The sequence below is a fragment of the Hydrogenophaga sp. L76 genome, assembly GCF_057654755.1.
Genome location: NZ_CM172807.1, coordinates 215083 through 237956 on the forward strand (window position 1 = coordinate 215083; position 22874 = coordinate 237956).

Here is a 22874-nt window from a genome sequence, read left to right on the forward strand (position 1 = left end):
ATCTGTCAGCCGGCCGACCCGCGGCAGAAGCGGGTCGGGCGGACCGAACCGGTGGGGGTCTTAACGGTTGTTGTTGTTGATGCGCCAGTAAAGCGGGCGGCGCTTGGGCGACAACAGGGGCGTGGGATCGATCACCGTCAAGGGTGAGGAACCCGCACCACCGATCAGGAAATGCTGTTTGGTGGTGGTGGGTTCTCCGTCGTCGCCCGCAGGACCTTCCAGCAAGACCACGCCGGCCACCGGCGAGGGCATCATGCCGCCGCCCAGGATCTCGGTGGGCTTCAGCGGCACGCCGCAGAACAGCGGGAACTGGTAGGCAAAGCCCTGACCGAGGTTGCCCACGCAACTGTCGGTTTTGTCCGGCGCCGGCCGGTTGGTGCCGAAATAGGTGACGCCCGACACCGTCAAGGGCGCGTTGATGACCTTCTCGCCGTTGGTGGCCAATTGGATGTAGCAGCCGTTCGCGTTGACCGTGTCACCCGAAGGCGCCGGCACCATGGTGGTGTTGTTGACGGTGGCGATTTTGGTGATGTCGGTCAGGCTCAGCGCCGTGGTGATCGGGGCCGCCAGCGGATCCTTGATCAGGAAGAAGCGGTCGCTGGTGACCTTGAGTGCGGGCTTTTCCCGGTCGCCGGTGCCGACCAGAATCGCCGCGTAGGCTTTGGTCATCACCACGTCGGGCCGGTAAAACACCCTGCCTTCCAGATCCGCGATCTTGATGGCCTCAACCGTGTTCCAGGTGGCGGACGACAGCAGGTCACCGCTGGCGGGCAACGAGACGCGGTAGAGGTTGCCGCGCACGTCGGCGAAATACAGCCGGTCGGGCCGGCCATCCCGGTTGGTATCAACCAGCGTGATGTCGCTGGGCACCGAATACGTGGTATCGAGGCGCTTGACCAGGGCACCCGTGCGCCCGTTGATGATGAACACCGCATTACCGATGTCGTCGGACCCGTTGTCGTCTTCTTTGGGGTCGTATCCCCCCCCCATCACAGTGAGCAGCTCGGGCGTCGCGGTTCTGTCCAGCGGGATGGTGCGTGGCATGGACCAGGTCTGCGCCAACTTGGCAAAGTCGCCACTGCCACCGCTGATCTTCCACTTGAAGCGGGGCGCCGTTTTGGACGTGACGTCCAGTGCGTACACGGTGCGACCGCCGCGGCGCATGGTCGGGTAAATGAGGGCTTCCTGCAGCGCGCCACTGGCGTCGTAGCGGGTGTAGCTGCCGATCGGACCGTCCATGCCATAGCTTCTCGGCTCCTGACCGCCGGTCGGCGCGATGAGGTTGCCCTCCGCGTCGTTCTCGGGGAGCTGCAGCAAGGGCACCCCATTGCGCAGGCGCGTTTGCAGGGCATAGTGTTCCCGCGGGACGAAGGACCACAGTTCCGAGCCCGCGCCGGTGCCGCTCTTGCGGCCGTCAATGGCGTGGAAGAAGCCGTCGTTGGTGCCGTAGTAAACCACAACATCTTTGCCGCCGTAGTTGATGGCCGTTGGCGTGGCGTGCAGCACGTCGCCGTGCATGCTGTGGCGCGCGCCGGTGTTGCCCAGTTCGGTCACGGTGGAGCCGACTTTGTAGGAGCCGTTGAAGGCCTCTGCGCCGAGGTGCGTGGGCTGAGTCAGCAAGTTGTTTTCGCCGCGGGTCCAGGCGACCAGGGCCGCATCCAGCCCCGTGTTGGTGGTATTGAAGGGTGTGTTGGACAGGAGAGCGTTGCCGGTGGGGCTGTCCGGCAGGGTGTAGACCTTGCGGTCGCTGGCATCTTGCAAGTTGGCTTGGCGCAACATCTGCGCCGCGCCGCCCTTTTCGGTGACCGCGCCGTCGGGGCTGTCGCTGGCGCTGGCGGGCGTCCCCATGGGGTTCTTGTCGAAGAACACGCTGTCCAAGGTCCAGAAGCTCTGGGCCGTGGCGGCGAAGAAGCCGCCGGACGTGGCGGCTTTGTCGTTGGCGTCCACCAGGGTGAGCGCGCCGTTGACGGTGCCGATCTGGTACTGGCGCATGTTGCCGATCCAGCGAGGACGGAATTCGCCGTCGGGGCGGAACATGCCTACGTACACCTGGTTCAGGAAGGTGCCCTGGGCGTTCGTGGCCACCGGCAACGCCGTGGACGCAAACACGCTGTCCACGGTCGCGACCTTGAGGAACACATCTTCGAACTCGGAGATGAGTTTCAGCAGGTCGCCCCCGACCTCGACGTAGACGTTGTCCGGGCTGCCCACCGAGGCCATGGATTTCAACAGCTTGGTCTGCTCCGGGTCGCTCTTCGCGTTGAACACGTTCACGGTGTAGGTGTTCAGAGGCTGCACCCCCGAGGCCTCGTGGACGTCCGTGTTGGCCGCAAAGTAGGCCCATTCGTCGGCCAGGCGGCTGGTGTCGGAGCTGGTCGCCGACAGGGTGGGCGGCGTATAACCGATGCCGCTGAACGCCAGCGGCCCCGTATTGGGCTCGGCATTGGGGTAGCCATTACCCACCAGCAGCAGGTAGTTGCGGTTGCACTGGGATTCGGGCGGTCGGTAGTTGGTCAGTCCCGCATCGGTGAACGCCGAAGGATCGGCCAGTTCAGTTTTGCCAACGCCGTTGCCAAAGCGACCCGTGCCATACCCGGAGCGGCTGACGGGGCTGCCCGGCTCGTCGGTCGCAACGAGGTTGGGGTTGGTGTAGCCGCCAAAGTATTTGAAGGCCTCGTACACCGCCGATCCGTAGTTGGCGTCCCCCGGTGCCTTGTATTCGGGGTCGTTGATGTTCTTGGCGAGGGTATCGATCTTGTCGATCAGGGCCGCACACGTGTCTTTTTTCAGGGGCTGGACCGCGTGGTGGATCACCGCCGTTGGGTCATTCGAACCGAGCACGGAACCCTTGGTGCTGTTGAACAGCGAGAGTCCCACGTTGATTGCGATTTTGGGTGAAGCTGCCTCGCACACCATTTCGTTAAGCACGTATTTCAGGGCCTGCAGCTGCACCTGCCCCTGGGTGGGCGAGTTGCTGCTGTTCCACTCTTTAAAGCCCGCTTGCCACGGCCAAAGGAGTGAGGCGGTCTTGTTGGCGCCGAAAACTGCCGTGACGGCGTCCTGGCAAGGAGTCTTCCCGTCGGTGTCCGCCGCCTTGCATTTGTCGTAGACGCTGCCGGGCTGCCAGGCATTGCTCTGGGCCGACCAGTTCGACGTGTTGTCGAAGTGGATCAGCACATTGGGCGCCAGGGATGCGTTCGCTGACGGGCCGTAAATGTCGGTGTCTGCCGCCCAGACCGCGGCCACGGCGGTGAGCGAGAACAGCACAGTGCTGCCTTGGAGCAGGCGCAGCGGACGCCGCGTGCGGGGGGGGGTTGTCGGGCTGGTGGTCATGACTGGATCCTTTCCCGCGTGCGGGTCAACGGAGGGCGTGTTGGGGGGGCGAAGCGGCTTGGGGATCAGAAATCGCAAACATTGGTAACGCTGTTCACGCGTACGCCCACACCCTGCTCGATCTGGACGTTGGCCGCACTCACCGTATCGGTGGCGGTCAGCGCCACTGAGAACTGGACTTCAGAACAGATCGCTGGCGGTTCGCCCATCTGGTTGGCGCTGCTGCCGAAACATTGCTGGTCTTCCTTCTTCTCCTCGTCGAGATCTTCCCACTTGACCGGGGCCACATAGTTGCATTCGACTTTGTCCACGTTCACCGAGATGTCGGCTTTGCCATCGCCGTTGACATCGGAGGAAAACGCAGTAACAGTCGGGGCACCCGGGCCATTCAAGCCGTGGGTCAGAGCAGGCTGGATGAAGCCGTCGTAGTCGCTGAGGATGTTGGCCACCACCTCGTTGCTGGCGTTGATGGCCTCGGTGCGCCACTGCATGTTGCCCACCGCCTGCACGCTGGTCTGGGAGCCGCGGAAGACCGCGGTCGCGACGATGGCGAACAGCAGCAGGAAGACCATGGTGATAAGCAGCACCGAGCCTTGCTGTTTGCCGGGCCGTTGTTGAAGGCATGGTTTCATCATTCTCTCCGGCCCGTCACGTTGGTCAGCGGCACGGTGGTGGTGAGCAGGGTGCGCTTGAAGCCGGACGGCAGATCGGCCGGCGTGAGGGTGAGTGCACCCATCTGGAAGGTGCGTTCTTCCTTGTGACCTGGATCGGGCAGGCTGGAGCGGGTCAGCATGTGCACCCGCACGGCCATGACATTGCGCCACTCGTAGGGATCCACCGCTGTGATGCCGGCAAAAGGCAGCACTTCATCCACCTGCCCGTCACCATCGGTGTCCACGCCGTATTCAAACTGAAGTTGTTCAACCCCTTCGGCCACTGTGTTGACGACGAAGCCGCCGCTGATGCGCTCAACCCGCTTGAGGGACGGGATGCCGTCGTTGTTGGTGCAGTCGTTGCACTTCGATAAAAAATAGGTGCGCTGCGACAGGCGGTGAACGTTTTTGAACGTGTCGCAGGCCGCGTTTTTCAGCACAAAGTTGCTTGCAGGGCCTGTGGCGACGATGACTTGGGGGTCGGGGGCGCAACTCGTGGCCTGGGTGTTAGCGTCAGACCCCTTCGTCTGGATGTACAGGTCGGTTGTCTTCGTCTCGGCCGGCAGATCGGGATCCCCGGTCTCGGCGTGGGTCACGGTGATGACCTCGGTTTTGTCGACTTTGTCGCGCAGGCCCGTCAGGCAGTCCTGCGTGCCATCGTCTTCGTCGGCTATAAACCCTTGCACGGCCGGCGGCATTCTGGTCGCGGCCGCGTTCCAGCCCAGGTTCCAGGGGTTATCAGGGTTTGGGGGGATCAAAGGCTCAGGACAGGGAACGATGGCTTGGTAGGTGGTGGCGTTGGCGGGCACGTGTTGGGCGTAATAACCCGCGTGCAACAGGTCTTCGGTCAGGGTGTCCAGCGCAAACCGCGCGTTTTCCACGCGCCCGATGCTGCGCTCCAGATCGTGCTGGTTGCGCGAGTTGTAGGAGAAAAAAACCGTCAGCCCGAGCAGCACGATAAGGCCTATGGTCATGCCGATCATCAGCTCGACCAGGGTGAAGCCACGCATGCCAGCGGCGCGCCCGGCGCGGGGGAAATGGTTGGGTGTCATGGTGCGCATCATTCGGCCAGGGAAGGAATGCGCACCGTCGTGCGCAGGACGCGCCGGTAGGCGTCGTCGCCGAACTGGCCTTCACCGCAGTCGCTGTTCGGTACCGTGTCGGGTTCGCCGGGGGTGGTGCCGCCCCAGGCCACCGTGATGGTGAAGATGGGCGCCACCGGATCCCGGCTCAGGCAGCCCCGGTAGCCCAGCGCAGCAGCATTGCCGCCGGTCTGGGCGTCGTTGGTGCCCAGCAGCAGGTTGTGCCAGCCGCAGAGATCCACCGCCGCCACCCCGACGTCAGCACACACCGTGCTGGTGGCGCTGGGCGTGCCGTAGCCGGTGGAGGGCTGGGTCGCGGCCACATAGTTGCCGGCCACGGCCAGTTGTTTGTTGGTGATGAGGCGCCCCGCCATGTCGCTGAGCAGGGTGGAGGCCCGTGTGCGCTGGACCGTGTCGACCGCGAGGGTGGTGGCCTTGGTGACGAAGCCGGCCAGGGCCAGCAAGCCGAAGGCGATGATGACCAGCGACACCAGGATTTCGATCAGCAGGAAGCCGCGTTGCGTGGTGGGCTGGACCGCAGGGCGTGGGCGCGAGGTCATCATGGGCAAGCCTCTTTGACGGAGCGGGCCGATCCGGTTGGCTGCAGCTTGACGCAACGGCCGGTCACACCGGTCAGGCTGGATGTGATGCTGAAGTCGGTCGCGTCATCGCCATCTGCAACCACATCGGGCCTGCCATTGCGTAGGAAACTGATCTCGGTCTCATCGGATGCGATGGCAATGGACCCCGTGAGGGCCTCGCGGGTCTTCAAGGTGGTGCCACCGGTTGTGATGCGCCACCCCTGGTTCCAGTCATCGCCCTCGGATGCCAATACCACCACCGCATTTCGCTTGATGGCTTCCGATCGCGCGATGTTCAGATCATTCACCAGGTCAAATGAAATGGACTTGATCCGCATGGTGGCGATGGTGTTGCTGAAGCTGGGGGCTGCGAGCGCCGTGAAAATGCCGAGAATGGCAATCACCATCAGCGCTTCAATGAGCGTGAAACCGCTTTGCTTTGGAGGGCCGGCCGCGCGGCCCAAGGCTGCCCGTGATTTCACCAGCAACCCCCTTTGGCGGCGCTTTTGGCGCCTTGCGCATTCAGGGTCAAGGTACCGCAGGTGTCGTTGGCCTGACCGCCTTTGGGTGCCGCCTGCAGGGTGAAACCCATGGGTTGAACATTGTTGACCACGACGGGCAGGGTGATGTCGTAATACAGGCTGACGCTGCTGGGGGCCGCCAGGCCCAATGCGACCAATGTGCTCGCATACATGCGCCGGTCCACCAGAAAGTGTTGTTGGCGCGAGGCCACTTCGTACATGAAAGCCTGTGCATCAGCACGCCGGCCCTTGCGCACGTAATCCTGGTAGCTGGGCAAGGCAATGGAAGCCAGGATGCCGATGATCGCGACGGTGATCATCAGTTCAATCAGGGTAAAGCCGCGCTGCAGGCTGGTGCGTAGGACGTTCATGGTATTTGGATGTTTCCACTGCATCGTAGCGGTTGACATCGAATGGGAGCGCCCTGGCTGATGAGCGGCCGGGAAGCCCGGTTCGACGGTATTTTGCGTTGCAAAGTGCCTTTGCCGGAGGCGGCAAGGACCGGCGCGAGCGATGACATCCCGGCGCCTGGATCGCCCGGACCTGACCGGTTCATGCCCATCCGGAGGGATGAACCGCAGGTATTCAGGGTGCATTCGGGTTTCACGGTTACATAATCGAATGCGGAATCTGTCATTCGCCATTTTTTGCAGCAGCTTGCGAATTCAGGCCGTATGCTTGCGGGTGCAACGACCTGTGTTTGAAAGAAGTCGGGTCCTAAAAAATGCGCTGGAGGGAAGGGTATGAATAGAAACAAAAATCACGGATTCACGCTGGTTGAATCCCTGTTTGTCATGACCATAATCGGGATTTTGTTGGCCGTGGCCCTTCCGGATTTGTCCGGTTTCGGGCATGGCACTCGCCTTTCGGCTTATTCAAACAGGTTCTTGGCGGCGCTTCTTTTGACCAGAAGCGAGGCCATCAAGCGGAATTCTCGGGTGGCCCTCTGCAAATCACGCGATGGACAGTCTTGTACCTCCGATGGACTTTGGTCACAAGGGTGGATCGTTTTTTCCGATCCCAACAACAATGTGCAACTCGATCCGGGTGAAAATCTGTTGTTGACGGAGTCGGCCATGCCAGGCAGTTGGTTGATTTCTGGAAATGTGCCAGTTTCCAGGTTCGTTTCCTATTCCGGCGCAGGGTCCAGCCATCTGGTGAATGGCGCTTTTCAGGCGGGAAGTATCACCGTTTGCCGAGAAACAGACGTGGCTACCCAGGCTTCACGGATCATCATCAACAGTGCGGGCCGACCGAGGACGGTCAGGGCGGTGTTGACATCCTGCCCATGAAGGCACAACCCGTTGGTCGTTTTTTGCCAGCGGCAGCCAGCATTTTCGAGGATTCGCCGCAGTAAGGGGCGTTCACTTCCTCACTTCGTCCACCAGCGCCCGGAACTCGTCGATGTCTTCGAAGCTGCGGTACACGCTGGCGAAGCGGATGTAGGCCACCTTGTCGAGCTTCTTGAGTTCGCGCATGACCATTTCGCCGAGCCGGGTGGCCGGGACTTCGCGGGCGCCCAGGTTCAGCAACTTTTCTTCGATGCGCTCGATGGCCGCGTCGACCTGCTCGGTGCTGACCGGGCGTTTGCGCAGCGCCAGGGCGAACGAGGCCCGCAGCTTGGCCGGCACGTAGTCGACACGCCGGCCGTCTTTCTTCACCACGGCCGGGAAGCTGACTTCCGGCCTTTCATAGGTGGTGAAGCGCTTTTGGCAATGGCCGCACTGGCGGCGGCGGCGGATGAAGTCGGCGTCTTCGGAGATCCGGGTCTCGACGACCTGGGTCTCCAGATGACCGCAGAAAGGGCATTTCATGGTTTCAATGGCACCTTGCTGCGGTGGCTGCTCAACGGTAGACCGGGAAGCGGGCCGTCAGGGCGTTGACCTTGGCGCGCACGGCCTCGATGTTGGCCGGGTCGCGCGGGTTGTCGAGCACGTCGGCAATGAGGTTGGCGGTCAGGCGGGCTTCTTCGTCCTTGAAGCCGCGGGTGGTCATGGCGGGCGTGCCGATGCGCACGCCGCTGGTGACCATGGGCTTTTCCGGGTCGTTGGGAATGGCATTCTTGTTGATCGTCATGTGGGCGCTGCCCAGCACGGCCTCGGCTTCCTTGCCGGTGATGCCCTTGGCGCGCAGGTCGACCAGCATGACGTGGCTCTCGGTGCGGCCGCTGACGATGCGCAGGCCACGCGAAACCAGGGTTTCGGCGACGATGCGGGCGTTGGTGATCACCTGTTGCTGGTACAGCTTGAAGTCGGGCTGCAGCGCTTCCTTGAAGGCCACGGCCTTGGCGGCGATCACGTGCATCAGCGGGCCGCCCTGCAGGCCGGGGAAGATGGCGCTGTTGATGGCCTTTTCGTGTTCGGCCTTCATCAGGATGATGCCGCCGCGCGGGCCGCGCAGGCTCTTGTGGGTGGTGGAGGTCACGACGTCGGCAAACGGCACCGGGTTGGGGTACACGCCCGCAGCGATCAGGCCGGCGTAGTGGGCCATGTCCACCATGAAGATGGCGCCGACTTCCTTGGCGATCTTTGCGAAGCGCTCGAAATCGATGCGCAGGCTGTAGGCCGATGCGCCGGCGATGATGAGTTTGGGTTTGGTTTCCCGCGCCTTGCGCTCCATGGCTTCGTAGTCGATCGCCTCGTTGGCGTCCAGGCCGTAGCTGACCACGTTGAACCACTTGCCGCTCATGTTGAGCGCCATGCCGTGGGTGAGGTGGCCACCTTCGGCCAGGCTCATGCCCATGATGGTGTCGCCGGGTTTCAGAAAAGCCAGGAACACGGCTTCGTTGGCGGAGGCACCGCAGTGGGGCTGCACGTTGGCCGCGTCGGCGCCGAAGATCTGCTTGACGCGGTCGATCGCCAGTTGCTCGGCGATGTCGACGTATTCGCAGCCGCCGTAGTAACGACGGCCGGGGTAGCCTTCGGCGTATTTGTTGGTGAGCTGGGTGCCCTGGGCGGCCATGACGGCGGGCGAGGCGTAGTTCTCGCTGGCGATCAGCTCGATGTGGTGTTCCTGGCGCGCGTTTTCGGCCTGAATGGCGGCAAACAGCTCGGGGTCGGTTTGCTCGATGAGGATGTTGCGGTCGTACATGGTTGGCAGTCTTGGGTAACGTGGATCCCGGCGCGCGTCAGCGGGGTGACGACGGCAGGGGCTGCCCAGGCGAACGGCTGATCACCTGTCTTGGCAGCCAGGCGGCACGCTTCCCAGTGGTTGTCCCTGCGGTCCCGGATGGGGGCAGGGGGGCCACGTCAGCACCGAAGGTCGGGCAGGGAGCCCTGCGCCTTGGGTGCCTATCGCCAGTTGCGTACGGGGCCTAGTTTAGCCGAGCAGGGCTGCCCGACGCCCGGGAGGAGGATATTCCCGGGGCCCGAGCCGGTCACGAACGGACCAGCAGCAGGGGTTCCATGATTTCCGCAGCGGGGGGCGCAGCATCGGCGGCTTCCAGTTCGGGCGCTTCGGACGCTGGCAAAGCCTCGGTCTCCGCGGGTGCGACGACCGGCGTGGCTCTTCTGTAGACCGGGAAGCGGGTGGGCATGGGCTTGCCCAGCGCCACGCTCTGGATGCGCAGGTGTTCAGCCATCACTTTGTTGATGTAGCCGCTGCCATCGGTGGTGACCGCACCGACGTACAGGCGCAAGCCGCCTTCGATGGAGCCCGCCCGTTTGATGCATTCCTGCAGCACCCGCGCACCCACCCGCAAGTTGGACACGGGATCGAACGCCGCCAGCTGGCCACCGAAGTCCTCGTATTTTTCGGTGTGCACGCGCGTGAGCACCTGCATCAAGCCTTGAGCGCCCACGGGGCTCTGGGCAAACGGGTTGAAGCGCGACTCCACGGCCATGACGGCGAGGATCAGGGTCGGGTCCATGCGCGCCTTTTCGCCGACCTCAAAGGCTTCGGCCACCAGCACGCCCAGTGGTTCGGGCGCGACCCGGTACTTGCGGCTCAGCCAGAAGGCCACGTTGGCCTGCTGTTTGGGCAGGTGGTGGGGCAACACGGCGGTCACCCGTTGCACGGCGTCGGGTTCGGGTTCAAACGCGATCACAGGCTCGTTGGCCTCCTGGCGTTGCTGCAACCAGCCGAGCAGGTGTTGCTCGGCGTCCTGGCGCAGGTCGCTGCGTGCTGCGAGGGTGATCAGGCCCAGCGCGAGGGCCATGCCCATCAGGGCCAGGCCATTGTGGGTGATGGCGACAAAACCCTGGTACGCGTCGCTCAGGGTGGTCTTGAGGGATGCCGTGGCACCTGAGGTGCTCTTGTGTGGGCGGTGGATATCGTTCATGTGGTCTCTCCTGTCGGTGCCGCGGTGACCGGATGGGTCGGTGCGGCTGGCTGGGCACCTCATCGAGGCGGGCTTTGTGAGCCATGCGGTCGATGGACCCTGCTGGGTCAGCGGCTCGGGTTTACCCTGAATGGGCAAAACCGGCGAATGTTAGGGAAGGTCTGCAAAACCTCGGCGCCCCTTGCCCGATGTGAGACAGTGACGTCATGAAGCAAATGAGCCTGGGCGAGAGCGGATTCGAGCGCAAGACCAAGAGGACGCGCAAACGCGAGTTCCTCGACGAGATGAACCTGGTGGTGCCTTGGGCCGAACTGGTTTCGCTGATCACGCCACTCGCACCCGCCCCTGGCGCCAAGGGCGGACGCCCACCGTTCGCCGTTGAGACCATGCTGCGCATCCACTTCATCCAACAGTGGTTCAACCTCTCAGACCCGGCTATGGAAGAGGCGCTGTACGACATGGCACTGTTCCGCGAGTTCGTGGGCCTGGATGCGGGTGAAGACAACCTGCCCGACGAGAGCACGATTCTTCGATTTCGCCACCTGCTCGAAGCGCACAACCTGAGCTTGCAGATCCTGGCCACCGTCAACGCCACGCTGGCAGCCAAGGGGTTGCTGCTCAAAAGCGGCACGGTAGTCGATGCCACGCTGATCGCCGCGCCGAGCTCGACCAAGAACAGCAGCGGTGAACGTGACCCCGAGATGCACCAGACCAAGAAGGGCAATCAGTGGCACTTCGGGATGAAGGCGCACATTGGTGTCGATGCGGAATCGGGCTTGGTGCACACGGTGGTGGGCACAGCGGCCAACGTCAATGACGTGACGCAGGCGCACGCACTGGTGCACGGGGAAGAGACGGACGTCTTTGCCGACGCGGGCTACCAAGGCGTGGGCAAACGGGAAGAGACGCAAGGCATTACGGTCAACTGGCATGTGGCCATGCGACCGGGCAAGCGCAAGGTACTGGACAAGAGCACGCCGATGGGCTCGATCATGGACCAGTTGGAGCAGGCCAAGGCGCGCATCCGGGCCAAGGTCGAACATCCGTTTCGGGTGATCAAGCGCCAGTTCGGGCATGTGAAGGTGCGCTACCGGGGACTGGCCAAGAACACGGCGCAACTGCACACGCTGTTCGCGCTGTCCAACCTGTGGATGGTGCGGCGCACGTTGCTTCAGGAGATGCGGGGATGAGTGCGCCTGCAGATGGCCAGAGGACCGCAAAACGGGGCGAAATCGCCTTTCAAACCGACCTTGCGAGCCTGCAATCACCATCATCTGAAATCGGATGCTTCAACTCACGCTGCGGCGGGTGTTGTGCAGACCTTCCTTAGGGGATGTTTAATATCAAGTCAATGTTTAAGATTTAAACTCTAACTACTTAAAAGTATATTGAATGGTGGTTTTGGCCATCCTTTGAGTCTCGTGCTAGCACGGATACCAGCCCGGCCCGGCGCTGCTCGCCGGTCAGCGATCAGGGCGCCGCTGGTCGATTCGGGTGGGGGCGGGTGGTTGTTACGGCTGCTAACCGGGTGGCTTGTATCACGCTCGCATCGCGATTGAAAATTTCCATGACCTTGTTCCGGTCAACACCTTGAACCCGATCCGGAACCCGGTTAATCTGCAGTTGCCCGTCGTTGATGGGCATCAAACCGGCGACGCGGAGCATCCGCCAACCGGTTCCAAACGGGAGCAATCTGTTGCTTCCAGGCTGGAGAGACATCCAACTCCCTCCGCCAAAACTGACGGCAAGTGCAAGTTGCCCGCCGTCAACCCCGGTGGGTTCTGCTCACCGGGGTTTCTTGTTTTTGGACGTGCTTGATCGGCATCGGAAGCAACAGCAGCGACAATACGGGCTTCGCCAGGCGCTTCGACGCGCCGGCTCCTATATAGAACGATCCCTGTATGTCGCTGTTTTCCCTGCGAAGAAGTCCCCCCCAGTCCAATGCCCCGGAATCTGCCGTGAACACGCCCGCCAGCTCCAAGCCAGCCGCCGCCAGCGCCGCTCATCCCCTGGATGCCCTGACCGGTGGCGCGTTTTCTGCGCCCACCTCGGGCGAACGCGCGTCCCGCATCCGTGAATGGCTGGCCAGCGAACCGGGTCTGGAGCAGATGACCGAGGTGTTCAAGGAGCTGTCGCAGCGCGACCGGGGTGCGGCCAAGCCGCTGAAGGAAAAGCTGGACGAACAGAAACGTTTGAAGGCCCAGGAACAGATTGCCGCCGAGTGGGCCGTCAAGGCCGAGGCCCTCATCGGGCAGTCCCGTCTGAACCTGGCCGATGCCATGGCCTGGCAGCGCGACGCCGCGCGTGCCGGAGCGCCGTTGTCGCGCGAACCCCTGGCGGGGCTGAAGCAGGCCCTGGCCGAACGCGTCAAGGCGATCGAGGATGTGCAGCACCGCGTTCAGGTGGAGCGCGAGTCGGCGGTGCTGATGGCCCAGCGCATCGAAGTGATGTCGACCAAGCCGTGGCGCGAAGCCCTGCAGAGCGCCGAAGCGCTGCGCACCGACGTGGCTCAATGGCAGCAGCAGGCCAGCACCCTGGCCGACGACGCCCAGTGGCCCAGCGTCGAGCCCAAGTTTCCCCCGATGCTCCAGGCTTCCCGCAGTCAGCTGCAACTGGTGTGGGAGGCTTTCGAAGCGGCCCTGGCCCAGGCGGTTGCGGCCGATGCGAACCCGCAGGCGCCGCTGCCTGCCGTGCCGGTGTGGGCGGACGAGTTGCGCGCCGCGCGCGGTGTCGACGCCGCCGTGCCAGGTGAAAAAGCCGCTCACGATGCCCAGGCCGCCCAGGAACGCCGGGCCAAGGTGCTGGCCGAGCTGGACCGTGCCCTGGGTGTGCTGGAGCGCGAGCTGGCCGAGGGGCATGGCAAAGCCACGCCGAAGGCCGCGGCCGATGTGCGTGCGGTGCTGAAGTCGCACGCCCGCCTCATCGGTCCCGAGCTGGAGGCCCGCGCCCACGCGGCGCTGACCCAGGCCGGTGATCTGGAAGACTGGCAGCGCTGGCGCGCCGATCAGCTGCGCGAAGAGCTGGTGAAAAAGGCCGAGGCCCTGTTGCAGCCGCCCGAAGGCCAGCGGCTCGGCGGGCGCAAGATGCAGGAGACCCTGCGCAGCCTGCGCGATCAATGGAAAGCAACCGATCAGGGCGGCCAGCCCAACCACGCGTTGTGGAAGCGTTTTGACGAAGCCTGCACCGAGGCCCACAAAGGCGTCGAGGCCTGGCTGACCCAGGTCCGCCAGCAGGCGGAGGCCCACAAGACCCAGCGCATGGCCATCATTGAAGAACTCAAGGCCTGGACGGCTGCGCACGTGGAGAGCACCGACTGGAAGGCCCAGGTGCGTGAACTGCACGCGTTCTCCGAGCGCTGGCGGGAAGCGGGCCACCTGAGCGAAAAGGCGTTTGCCGAAATGCAGCCGCTCTGGAAAACCGCCATGCACGCCGCTCACGCCGGTCTCGAAGCTGCGCAGGCACAAAGCGTCGAGCGCCGCCGGGCCCTGATCGACGAAGCCAAGGCCATGGGCGCCGCGCCCCAGTTGCGCATCGACGCGGTCAAGGCGCTGCAGCAGCGCTGGCAGGCCGAGGCGCACGCGGTGCCGCTGGAGCGCAAGCAGGAACAGAAGCTGTGGGAGGCCTTCCGCCAGCCCATTGACGAGGCTTTTGCCCGCAAGAGCAGCGAACGCGAGAAGGCGTCCACGGCACTCAACGCCCACGACCAGCGCGTGCTTGATGCTTCGCAGGCGGTGGATGCTGCCAGTGCGAGCGGCGATGTCCAGCAGATCCGCGCCGCCATGGCGGCGCTGGAGGCCGCCTTGCGCGGCCAGGCCGCGGCCGCAGACGAACCGGCCAGCGGCACGGTGAAGGCTGTTGCGTCGCAGGCCGGGGTCGGGTCCACGGAGGCGATGGCAGAGGATCAACCCCTGGCTCCGGCTGCGGAGGGATCTGCACCGGCCGATGCCGAAGGCGAAGGCGAAGCTCCCGCGGTGGAAGCCGCCGTGCCCGCCAAACCAGCCGCCCCGCCGAAGAAGATCGTGGCGGTGCGTGGTGATGACCGCCCGGGCATGAAAAAGACCGAGCCCGCCGGACGTGACGACCGCCGTGGCCCCCCGGGCCGTGACAGCCGCGATGCACGGGGTGGTTTTGGTGCTCGCGGTGATGCGCGGGATGGGCGAGGGGGTGACCGCTTTGATCGTGAGCCGCGGGGCCCGCGCCTGGGGGACGCCGCTTTCCGCGCCCAGCGCCAGGCGATCGAACACGCCGAAGCGGCGTTGCGCAAGCTTGCGGCCCAAGCGCATGGTGAGGTGTTGACCCAGTTGCTGACCGCCTGGGAGCAGCGCGATGCGTCGCAGTTGCCGACTGCGCAGGCGCTGGGTTCGCGGGTCAACGCGGCAACCCGCAGCGCGTGGTCCCAGAGCCTGAACGGGGGTGCGCCCGCCGCGGTGCCTGCCGACGCCTTGTTGCGGCTGGAAATGGCGGCCGAAGTACCCACGCCGGCCGAACTGCTGGATACCCGCCGCATGCTGCAACTGCAGTTGCTCACGCGCCGCCACGAAGCTGCGCCGGTCGATACCTGGGCTCAGGATGTGTCGCGTGTGCTGGCTGGTGTTTACGACGCAGGCGCTGCGCGCCGTTTGCAGAACACGCTCAAGGTCCTGCTCAAGCGTTGAGCGGACGTCGGTGGCCTGCCTGCCATTGGCGGGCTACCGACCGACCACTATGCCTGGTCAGCCCGAAAAAACCCGTCATACAGCGAAAGCAGGGTCGGGAACTCGAGAGCGAAGCGCTCGCGGTTGACAAAGTAGGCCTCGCAGGTCACCGCGAAAAACTCGGCCGGGTCCTTGGCGGCATAGCTGTCCAGCCAGGGGCGTTCGCCACCGAAGCGTTCGGCCAGACTCAGCGTTTCGCGAAACTGGGTGAAGGCGATGGACATGGTGTCGCGCCAGTGCTTCCTCGCCTGGGCCGGACGGGTCGCGCCCCACAAACCCTGGGGCAGCACGGGTGCACCATCCGGGGTTTCGCCGGCTTGCATGCCGCGCATGTCCATCTTGTGCACGAACTCGTGGATCACCACGTTGTTTCCGCTGGTCGCGGTCTGGCCGGCTTGCGCGACTTCCTCCCAGCTCAGCATCACGGGGCCACGGTCCATGGCTTCGCCCGCGAGGACTTCGCGGTAGCGGTGCACCACACCCGCGGCGTCGGCCGTTTCCCTCATGGCCACCGCAGCACCCGGCTGCACCACAATGCCGACGAAATCGTCGTACCAGTCCAGCGCATCCATCGGGTTCTGGTGGTCCCGGTCCGCCGGACTGGCGATGTGCAGCAGCGGCAGGCAGGCCTGCGCCGCGATGCTCAACGCCATGGTGTCGGTGATCTTCAGGCCGTGGGCGCCGTGGAACTCCTTCTCCAGCAGGAAATGGCTGCACAGCTGCTGCAGGTGGCTTTGTTCCGTTGCGGTGAGTTCGGCCAGGAAGGGGTGTTGTGCCTGCGTTTCGCGCCACAGCGCTGCGGGCAGCGGCTGCGGGCTGCGCCAGCGCCTGGGGAGCCAGCGTTGCAGCAGTCGGACCACCGGCTTCAACACAGGGGCAATCGCTGCAACCCGTCCTGCGCGCTGAGGCGCAGCACATCGGCACGCGGTGGCTGGGCGGTCGGATCCCAGTCGCTGAGCACCACGCGCCGCAGGCCCTGTCCCAGATCGTGCTGATCCGGGCGGTGGGTGTGGCCGTGGATCAGGGTCTGTGAACCGGTCGCTTGCAGCCACTGTCTGGCCGCATCCGCATCGACGTCGGCCCAGAGGGTGTGATCGTGCGCGTTGCCGCGTTTGCGGGCCTCGCTTTGCTCGCGCAGCCCGCGTGCAATCGCTTCACGCTCGTTCAGCGGCCTGGCCAGGAAATCGCGCTGCCAGTCGGCAGAACGCACCACGGCGCGGAAGCGCTGGTAGTCGGTATCGGCCAGGCACAGGGCGTCGCCATGGCTGAGCAGCCAGTGTTGGCCGTGAAATTCCAGCACCGTCGGATCGTTCAGCCCGACCATCCCGCAGGCGGCCAGCGCCTGGGCACCGAGCAGGAAATCGCGGTTGCCGTGCATGAAATACACCGGGGTGTGACGGCTGTGCTCCCGCAGCAATTGGGCGCAGGTGTGCCATAGGGACGGGGTGTCGGAGGTCTGGGGCGCGAGCACGTCGTCGCCGATCCAGACTTCAAAGAGATCGCCCAGGATGAACAGGGCATCGGCCCGCAGGGCAGGGGCCTGCTGCAGATAGCGTTGCCACAGGGCCAGTGTGGCCGGTTCCGACGCCTGCAAATGGAGGTCGGAAATGAAATCGACCGCTTGCCAGTGCGCGGGTGCGCGCAGGGTGGCGAAGCGGTCGGAGGTCGTGTCTGGCATGGGAGAGGGGCAAGGAGCCCCTGCCATCAAAGGGCGACGGCTTTTTCGATGACGACGTCTTCCTTGGGCACGTCGTCATGGAAGCCTTTGCGGCCGGTGGCAACGCCCTCGATCTTCTTCACGATGTCAGACCCGGAAACCACCTTGCCGAACACGGCGTAGCCCCAGCCCTGGGCGCTGGGTGCGGTGTGGTTGAGGAAAGCGTTGTTGGCCACGTTGATGAAGAACTGGGCGCTGGCCGAGTGCGGGTCGCTGGTGCGCGCCATGGCCACGGTGTAGAGCTCGTTTTTCAGGCCGTTGTTGGCTTCGTTGTTGATGGGGGCGTCGGCGGGCTTCTGGTTCATGCCCGGCTCAAAGCCGCCACCCTGCACCATGAAGCCGGGGATGACGCGGTGAAACACCGTGTTGTTGTAGTGACCCTTGTTCACGTATGACAGGAAGTTGGCGGTGGACAGGGGCGCTTTTTCGGCGTCCAGTTCCAGGGTGACGACGCCGAAGTTGGCGATGTGCAGTTCGACTTGGGGATTGGCCATGTTCATTTCTCCAGGGTGGCTTTGAGGATGGTGAGGGGTGTCTTGGGCACGTTCTGGTGCATGCCCTGGTTGCCGACTGGAACGAGCTTGATCTTGTCCACCACATCCATGCCCGCGGTGACCTTGCCAAAAACGGCATAGCCGTATCCGTCGGGGTTGGGTGCGTTCAAGGCGGCGTTGTCGACCACGTTGATGAAGAACTGTGCCGTGGCGGAGTTGGGATTTTGTGTTCGGGCCATGGCGATCGTGCCACGGTCGTTTTTCAGCCCATTGCTGGCTTCCAGCGGAATGGACGGGCGGGTTGCTTTTTGCTGGAAGTCGGCGTTGAAACCGCCGCCCTGGATCATGAAGTTGTTGATCACGCGGTGGAACACGGTGCCGTCATAGTGTTTGTCGCGCACGTATTGCAGAAAGTTCTCGACCGTTTTCGGACTCTTGTCGGGATACAGCTCCAGCACGATGTCACCCATGGAGGTGCTCAGGCGCACCTTGGGCGTCTCGGCGACCGGCGTGCCTTGGGCCCATGCGGCCACCGGAAGCAGGACCGCTGCAGCACTTGCGACGAGCAGGGAAGCCAGATGACGGCGCAAAGGGCGCTGCTTGAAAGGGGTGTTTTGCATCAAAGGGTACCTTCTGAGAATATTTTCCACTGGTCGCGTTCCAGCGCCCAGTACTGCCGGCGTGTGACGCCGCGGGATTGGCCCAGAGGAACCTCGCCGAAGGTCACCACCATGGTGTCCTGAGCGTCGCGCCAGCGAAGCAGGGAGAGCTCCTTGAGCTGCAGTTCCCGGGGGCCTTTCTCGGGGCTCAGTTCGCTCTCGACGCGCGGCCACCATTGGGCCAGATCGCGGCCCTGGTTCAGGAAACGGCTGGAGTAAAACCCCTTGAGCTGCCCGAGATTGCCTTCGCTCTTGGCGACGCGCCAGGCTTCCAGGGCTGCCTCAAAGACGTGACGCTCGGTGTCGAGTGCCTCGGGTCGCACCCAGTGGAGTTCGGGCGCGATCACGACCGGCGTGGTGCGGATCTGCACGGTCTTGAGCAGCCGCTCCAGATCGGGGTTGGACAGCACCACGCAGCCATCGGAGGCCTGAGGGGCCCGCACAAATTGTTCGCTGGGCGTGCCGTGCAGCCAGATGCCACTGCCGGTCTTGCCGCGTTGCACGTCGAGCGGGTTGGGGTAGTTAATCGGCAGTGCACCCACGCCGTACAGGTCGGGCAGGTTGTCCGGGTTGAGGTTGCTGGTGATGTAGTAGACGCCCAGCGGTGTGCGCTTGTCGCCCTCAACGGTTTTCTCGATGCCGGACAGGCCAACGGAAATGTAGAAATCACCCACCAGGCGCAACTGGGGTGTTTTTGCGATCAGGCTGCCCGACGCAGATGGGGTTTGATTTTCAAACAGGTACAGGCGTGAACGGGATGCATCGATGGCAATCGCATGCCGGCTCTGCGATGACAGGGCGAGGAACTGAGCGGGAATACTCCCGGCGGGTGGTCGCTCCATCAGGGCCCGCAGACGGCGGTGCGACTCTTCTCGCAGCGTCTTGAGCTGCTCAGAAGCGGCCAGCGCCTTGGTGTCTGGCACATCGCCGAGCTGGCGGACTGGGCGCGTTTGCAGGCTCAGCAAGTCGCCGTGCACCAGGTGCGCCAGGTGAAAGTTCGGATGGTCACGCACCAAGGTGTCGGCCTTGGTCAGCGCTTCGCGCGCCAGGCCCTGGCTGATCAGTTGGTAGATCTCAATCAGCCGGGCCTCGGCCTGGCCCATCAGAGGCATCACCTGCTGGAGCGCTTCACCGGAGAGCGGGCTGGATTGCAGTCCGGATGCGATTTTGGGTGTCCCAAGCAACTGGGCTGCGTCCTGTACCTTGCTCAGCGCGTTGTCGAGCATGGACGGAGCGGATGATGCATTTGCTGGATCGGCGGTGGTGACCACGGCGGCCATCCGGTCCAGCAGACCGCCAGACAAGCCCATCGGACCCACGCAGGAACTGATCAAACCGATGGACAGCGCCACTGCAGCCAGAACGGCCAGTCCAGTGGCCGGGCGCAGCAGGCTGCCAATGCCCGAGCTCAGGTTGGCGGTTGTGATGCTGGCGTGGCCACGCTGGAAGTACCGCCGACCGGCCATCAGGAACCCGTGGATTCGCGCACGATCAACCAGCGGCTGCCGTTCTTGACGAAATCAAGTTTTTTTTGGCTGGTGGCATTGAGCGTGTCGGAACTGTAGTCCTGCTTGAAGCTGGCCGATGCGCGATCACCATCAACCGATACCGACAGATCGCTGATGTCCACGCCGATGCGCGAACGAGGCACGATGCGGGCCTCGCGGTCCGCTTCCCACGCACTGCGGGCCTGGCCGCCGGGGGGCGTGAAGTTGCCGGCGTAGGCACCCAGGTAAGCCTGCATGTTCTTGCTGGACCAGGCCTTGGCCCAGGAAGCCACGGCGGCTTCCACGGCGGCTTCGGCGTTGCCCGAAGCGGCGGGTGCGGGCGTCGGAGCCGGGACTGCGGGCTTGGCCACCGCCGCCGGAGTCAGCGCCGCACCCGGGCGGGCACCGCCCTTGGCGTCGGCGCTGAACAGGGTGCGGATCAGGCTGAGCTTGGGGGCCACGGCGGTGTTGCCGGAATCCAGTTGAAGTGCCTTGCTGTACGACTGGCTGGCCAGCTTGGCGTACACGTCACCCAGGTTCTCATGGGCTGTGGCGTAGCTGGGGTTGGTGCGGATGGCCATTTCGAGGGCTGCGCGCGCCTTGTCAAACTGGCTCTGTCCGGCGTATAGAACGGCCAGGTTGTTGTAGGGCTCGGGCAGTTCGGGAAATTCTTCGGTCAGCTTGGAAAAGGTGGCAATGGCATCGCTGTGTTTGCCGCCTTCGGTCTGGATCACGCCTTTGAGGAAGCGCATCTGGGGATCGCGAGGCTTGCTGGTGAGGTACTGATCCACCTTGCTCAAGGCCTCGCTGAGTTGCCCGGCCCGCATGAGGCGGTTGACCTCGGCGTAATCGTCGGTCTGGGCCATGACCACGGTTGCCCCCAGCGCGGCCGAAACAGCCACCGAGAGCGCCAGCAGGCGCAGCCGGGATGTGACCAGGGTGGAGGTGCCGCCGCGACTGGAAGCGGACAGCATGGACGAAGGTTTGACGGGGTGATGCATGGGACCTCAGAAGAGCGAATGCGGGCAGACCGAAGACCGCGGGCGGGCCTGTAAACATGAATATAGCGCCTGTCCGAGTGCGCTCGCCCAAGACCAAGCTGGCTATACTGGCAGATTGTATCTGAGGGTGTAAGTCCAATGGCTTCCTGATGCCGGTCGGGCGTGACATTCGGCCCGCTCACACCCACTGTTCCGACTTTTTGTTCCGTTTCGGACCTGCTGGCAGGTGCGAAGTGGAAGGTGCTGTGTTCGGCCCCCCCGCTTCCGTTCACTCCCCGAATCCTGTTCCCATGACCCTGAGCATTTTCAATACCCTGTCCCGTCGGCCGGAGCCGTTCGAACCCCTGGAGCCGGGTCATGTGCGCATGTATGTCTGCGGCATGACCATCTACGACCTGTGCCACATCGGCCACGCCCGGATGATGATGGCGTTCGATGTGGTGCAACGCTGGCTCAAGGTCAGTGGCTACCGTGTGACCTATGTCCGCAACATCACGGACATCGACGACAAGATCATCCAGCGGGCGCTCGCCAGAGGCATCACCCTCCGGGCACTGACCGACGAAATGACGCTGGCCATGCACCAGGACATCGCTGCGCTGGGCATCGAGGCGCCCAGCTTCGAGCCGCGCGCCACGGCCTACGTGCCGCAGATGCTGTCAATGATTGGCCAGCTCGAAGCCAAAGGCCTGGCCTATCGCGCTCAGGATGGCGACGTGAATTTCGCGGTGCGCCGGTTTCCCGGCTACGGCAAGTTGTCGGGCAAGTCGCTGGACGATCTGCGTGCCGGCGAGCGGGTGGCGGTGGCCAGCGAAAAGAACGATCCACTGGATTTTGTGCTCTGGAAGTCCGCCAAGCCCGATGAACCGGCAGAAGCCCGATGGGAAGGACCCTATGGGCCAGGACGACCGGGATGGCATATCGAGTGCTCTGCCATGAGTTGCGCGCTGCTGGGTGAGACCTTCGATATCCATGGTGGCGGGGCCGATCTGCAGTTTCCGCACCACGAGAACGAAATTGCCCAGTCCGAAGGGGCGAGCGGAAAGCCGCTGGCGCGCTTCTGGATGCACAACGGTTTTGTCCGCGTGGACAACGAAAAAATGTCCAAGAGCCTGGGCAACTTTTTCACCATCCGCGAGGTGCTGGCCAAGTACGACGCCGAGACGGTGCGTTTTTTCATTGTTCGCACCCACTACCGCAGCCCGCTCAATTACAGCGATGCGCATCTGGACGATGCCCGTGCAGCCCTCAAGCGCCTGTACACCGCCTTGTCGATGGTGTCTGCCGAAGCGGTGGCCACCATCGACTGGTCGCATCCGTTTGCCCAGCGTTTCCGCGCCGCGATGGACGAGGACTTTGGCACGCCCGAAGCGGTGGCCGTGCTGTTTGATCTCGCGAGCGAAGTCAATCGCAGCAAGGATGCGGCGCTGGCCGGGCTGTTGCGTGCCCTCGGCGGCACGCTGGGACTGCTGCAGGTTGAGCCGGCGGCCTTCTTGCAGGGCGGTGGTGGCGCGGCAGGTGGGCTGGACGAGGCGGCGATTCAGGCGCTGATCGGGGACCGTGCCGTTGCCAAGCAGGCGAAGAATTTTGCCGAAGCCGACCGCATACGTCAGGAGCTGCTAGCGCAGGGCGTGGTGCTGAAAGACAGCGCCCAGGGCACCACCTGGGAGCGCAGCTGATGGCGTCTGTGTTGCCCGACGTGGGACCCGAGGCCCCGGTGTACTGGCAGGAGGCCTGTCGTCACCTGATGAAGCGCGACCGGGTGATGAAAAAGCTCATTCCCCTGCACAGCGGCGTGAGCCTGCAGTCGCGGGGTGACGCGTTTGTCACGCTGGCGCGCAGCATCGTGGGCCAGCAGATTTCGGTGAAGGCCGCGCAATCGGTCTGGGACCGGTTTGCCGTGTTGCCCAAGAAGATGTTGCCCGCCCAGGTGCTCAAGCTCAAGGTGGACGACATGCGCGCGGCCGGCCTGTCGGCCCGCAAGGTCGAGTACCTGGTGGACCTGGCCCTGCACTTTGCCAACGACCAGGTGCATGTGAATGCCTGGGCCGATATGGACGACGAGGCCATCATCGCCGAGCTGGTGGCGATCCGCGGCATCGGTCGCTGGACCGCCGAGATGTTCCTGATCTTCCACCTGATGCGGCCCAACGTGCTGCCGCTGGACGACGTGGGCTTGCAGAATGGCATCAGCCGCTGCTATTTTTCGGGCGAACCGGTGAGCCGCAGCGAGATACGCGAAGTGGCCGCTTCCTGGGCGCCGTTCTGCAGTGTGGCGACTTGGTATATTTGGCGCTCGCTGGACCCGGCCCCCGTGGCCTATTGATACAAAAAGACGTCGTTGAAACACCGTTCTGATTCCTTCAGGACACG

20 protein-coding genes are annotated in these 22874 nt (G+C 63.9%); 5 read left to right on the forward strand and 15 right to left on the reverse strand.

Annotation, left to right across the window (positions count from 1 at the left end; all coding sequences use genetic code 11):
- Nucleotides 1-60 precede the first annotated feature (60 nt).
- From AC23D4_RS01045 to AC23D4_RS01070, 6 genes are all read right to left on the reverse strand, one after another.
- Entirely contained in the window at nt 61-3333 is a 3273-nt protein-coding gene (locus AC23D4_RS01045) for a pilus assembly protein (RefSeq protein WP_472888494.1), read from the reverse strand.
- A gap of 65 nt (nt 3334-3398) precedes the next feature.
- Nucleotides 3399-3965, reverse strand: a complete 567-nt coding sequence (locus AC23D4_RS01050; RefSeq protein WP_472888495.1) for a hypothetical protein — start codon at nt 3963-3965, stop codon at nt 3399-3401.
- Entirely contained in the window at nt 3965-4969 is a 1005-nt protein-coding gene (locus AC23D4_RS01055; protein WP_487623680.1) for a PilW family protein, read from the reverse strand. Before AC23D4_RS01055 ends, AC23D4_RS01050 begins: the two co-directional genes overlap by 1 nt.
- Nucleotides 4970-5046: 77 nt before the next feature.
- On the reverse strand, nt 5047-5631 hold the full coding sequence (locus tag AC23D4_RS01060) for a hypothetical protein (protein WP_472888497.1): 585 nt from the start codon (nt 5629-5631) through the stop codon (nt 5047-5049).
- Nucleotides 5628-6131: a GspH/FimT family pseudopilin gene (locus AC23D4_RS01065; protein WP_472888498.1), complete on the reverse strand. Its 504-nt coding sequence runs from the start codon at nt 6129-6131 to the stop codon at nt 5628-5630. The genes AC23D4_RS01060 and AC23D4_RS01065 overlap by 4 nt, the downstream gene beginning before the upstream one ends.
- Complete coding sequence (locus AC23D4_RS01070; RefSeq protein WP_472888499.1) at nt 6128-6541, reverse strand: type IV pilin protein; 414 nt, start codon at nt 6539-6541, stop codon at nt 6128-6130. Before AC23D4_RS01070 ends, AC23D4_RS01065 begins: the two co-directional genes overlap by 4 nt.
- 372 nt (nt 6542-6913) lie before the next feature.
- On the opposite strand from AC23D4_RS01070, the gene AC23D4_RS01075 reads away from it, so the two are divergent.
- Entirely contained in the window at nt 6914-7462 is a 549-nt protein-coding gene (locus tag AC23D4_RS01075; protein WP_472888500.1) for a GspH/FimT family pseudopilin, read from the forward strand.
- 72 nt (nt 7463-7534) lie between these two features.
- Here the strand turns inward: AC23D4_RS01075 and nrdR are convergent, their stop codons facing one another.
- The 3 genes from nrdR to AC23D4_RS01090 all read right to left on the reverse strand — a co-directional run bounded on the left by nrdR (nt 7535) and on the right by AC23D4_RS01090 (nt 10449).
- Nucleotides 7535-7984 (reverse strand): transcriptional regulator NrdR, encoded by a 450-nt coding sequence (gene nrdR / locus AC23D4_RS01080; RefSeq protein WP_305363060.1) that lies wholly within the window; start codon nt 7982-7984, stop codon nt 7535-7537.
- A gap of 31 nt (nt 7985-8015) precedes the next feature.
- Nucleotides 8016-9260 carry a serine hydroxymethyltransferase gene (gene glyA / locus AC23D4_RS01085; protein ID WP_472888501.1) on the reverse strand — a complete coding sequence of 415 codons (1245 nt, stop codon included), beginning with the start codon at nt 9258-9260 and terminating at the stop codon, nt 8016-8018.
- A gap of 286 nt (nt 9261-9546) precedes the next feature.
- Nucleotides 9547-10449 carry a lytic transglycosylase domain-containing protein gene (locus AC23D4_RS01090; protein ID WP_472888502.1) on the reverse strand — a complete coding sequence of 301 codons (903 nt, stop codon included), beginning with the start codon at nt 10447-10449 and terminating at the stop codon, nt 9547-9549.
- Nucleotides 10450-10655: 206 nt separating this feature from the next.
- On the opposite strand from AC23D4_RS01090, the gene AC23D4_RS01095 reads away from it, so the two are divergent.
- Together AC23D4_RS01095 and AC23D4_RS01100 are read left to right on the forward strand one after the other, a co-directional pair.
- Nucleotides 10656-11639: an IS5 family transposase gene (locus tag AC23D4_RS01095; RefSeq protein ID WP_472887108.1), complete on the forward strand. Its 984-nt coding sequence runs from the start codon at nt 10656-10658 to the stop codon at nt 11637-11639.
- Between the two features lie 711 nt (nt 11640-12350).
- Nucleotides 12351-15104 (forward strand): DUF349 domain-containing protein, encoded by a 2754-nt coding sequence (locus AC23D4_RS01100; RefSeq protein WP_472888503.1) that lies wholly within the window; start codon nt 12351-12353, stop codon nt 15102-15104.
- 47 nt (nt 15105-15151) lie between these two features.
- Here AC23D4_RS01100 and AC23D4_RS01105 read toward each other — a convergent pair whose 3' ends face one another.
- The 6 genes from AC23D4_RS01105 to AC23D4_RS01130 are packed head-to-tail and all read right to left on the reverse strand — an operon-like array spanning nt 15152 to nt 20474.
- Entirely contained in the window at nt 15152-16003 is an 852-nt protein-coding gene (locus AC23D4_RS01105) for a M90 family metallopeptidase (protein ID WP_472888554.1), read from the reverse strand.
- 5 nt (nt 16004-16008) lie between these two features.
- Complete coding sequence (locus tag AC23D4_RS01110; RefSeq protein ID WP_472888504.1) at nt 16009-16821, reverse strand: UDP-2,3-diacylglucosamine diphosphatase; 813 nt, start codon at nt 16819-16821, stop codon at nt 16009-16011.
- Nucleotides 16822-16847: 26 nt separating this feature from the next.
- Nucleotides 16848-17354: a peptidylprolyl isomerase gene (locus AC23D4_RS01115; RefSeq protein ID WP_472888505.1), complete on the reverse strand. Its 507-nt coding sequence runs from the start codon at nt 17352-17354 to the stop codon at nt 16848-16850.
- A 2-nt stretch (nt 17355-17356) separates the two neighbouring features.
- Entirely contained in the window at nt 17357-17974 is a 618-nt protein-coding gene (locus AC23D4_RS01120; RefSeq protein WP_472888506.1) for a peptidylprolyl isomerase, read from the reverse strand.
- Entirely contained in the window at nt 17974-19479 is a 1506-nt protein-coding gene (locus AC23D4_RS01125; protein WP_472888507.1) for a L,D-transpeptidase family protein, read from the reverse strand. Before AC23D4_RS01125 ends, AC23D4_RS01120 begins: the two co-directional genes overlap by 1 nt.
- Complete coding sequence (locus tag AC23D4_RS01130; protein WP_472888508.1) at nt 19479-20474, reverse strand: tetratricopeptide repeat protein; 996 nt, start codon at nt 20472-20474, stop codon at nt 19479-19481. The genes AC23D4_RS01125 and AC23D4_RS01130 overlap by 1 nt, the downstream gene beginning before the upstream one ends.
- 317 nt (nt 20475-20791) lie before the next feature.
- Between AC23D4_RS01130 and cysS the strand changes: the two genes are divergently transcribed.
- Nucleotides 20792-22180 carry a cysteine--tRNA ligase gene (cysS, locus tag AC23D4_RS01135; protein ID WP_472888509.1) on the forward strand — a complete coding sequence of 463 codons (1389 nt, stop codon included), beginning with the start codon at nt 20792-20794 and terminating at the stop codon, nt 22178-22180.
- The gene (locus AC23D4_RS01140) at nt 22180-22827 is read left to right on the forward strand and encodes a DNA-3-methyladenine glycosylase family protein (RefSeq protein WP_305363049.1); all 648 of its coding nucleotides are present in this window, start codon (nt 22180-22182) and stop codon (nt 22825-22827) included. Before cysS ends, AC23D4_RS01140 begins: the two co-directional genes overlap by 1 nt.
- The last annotated feature ends 47 nt before the right edge of the window (nt 22828-22874 follow it).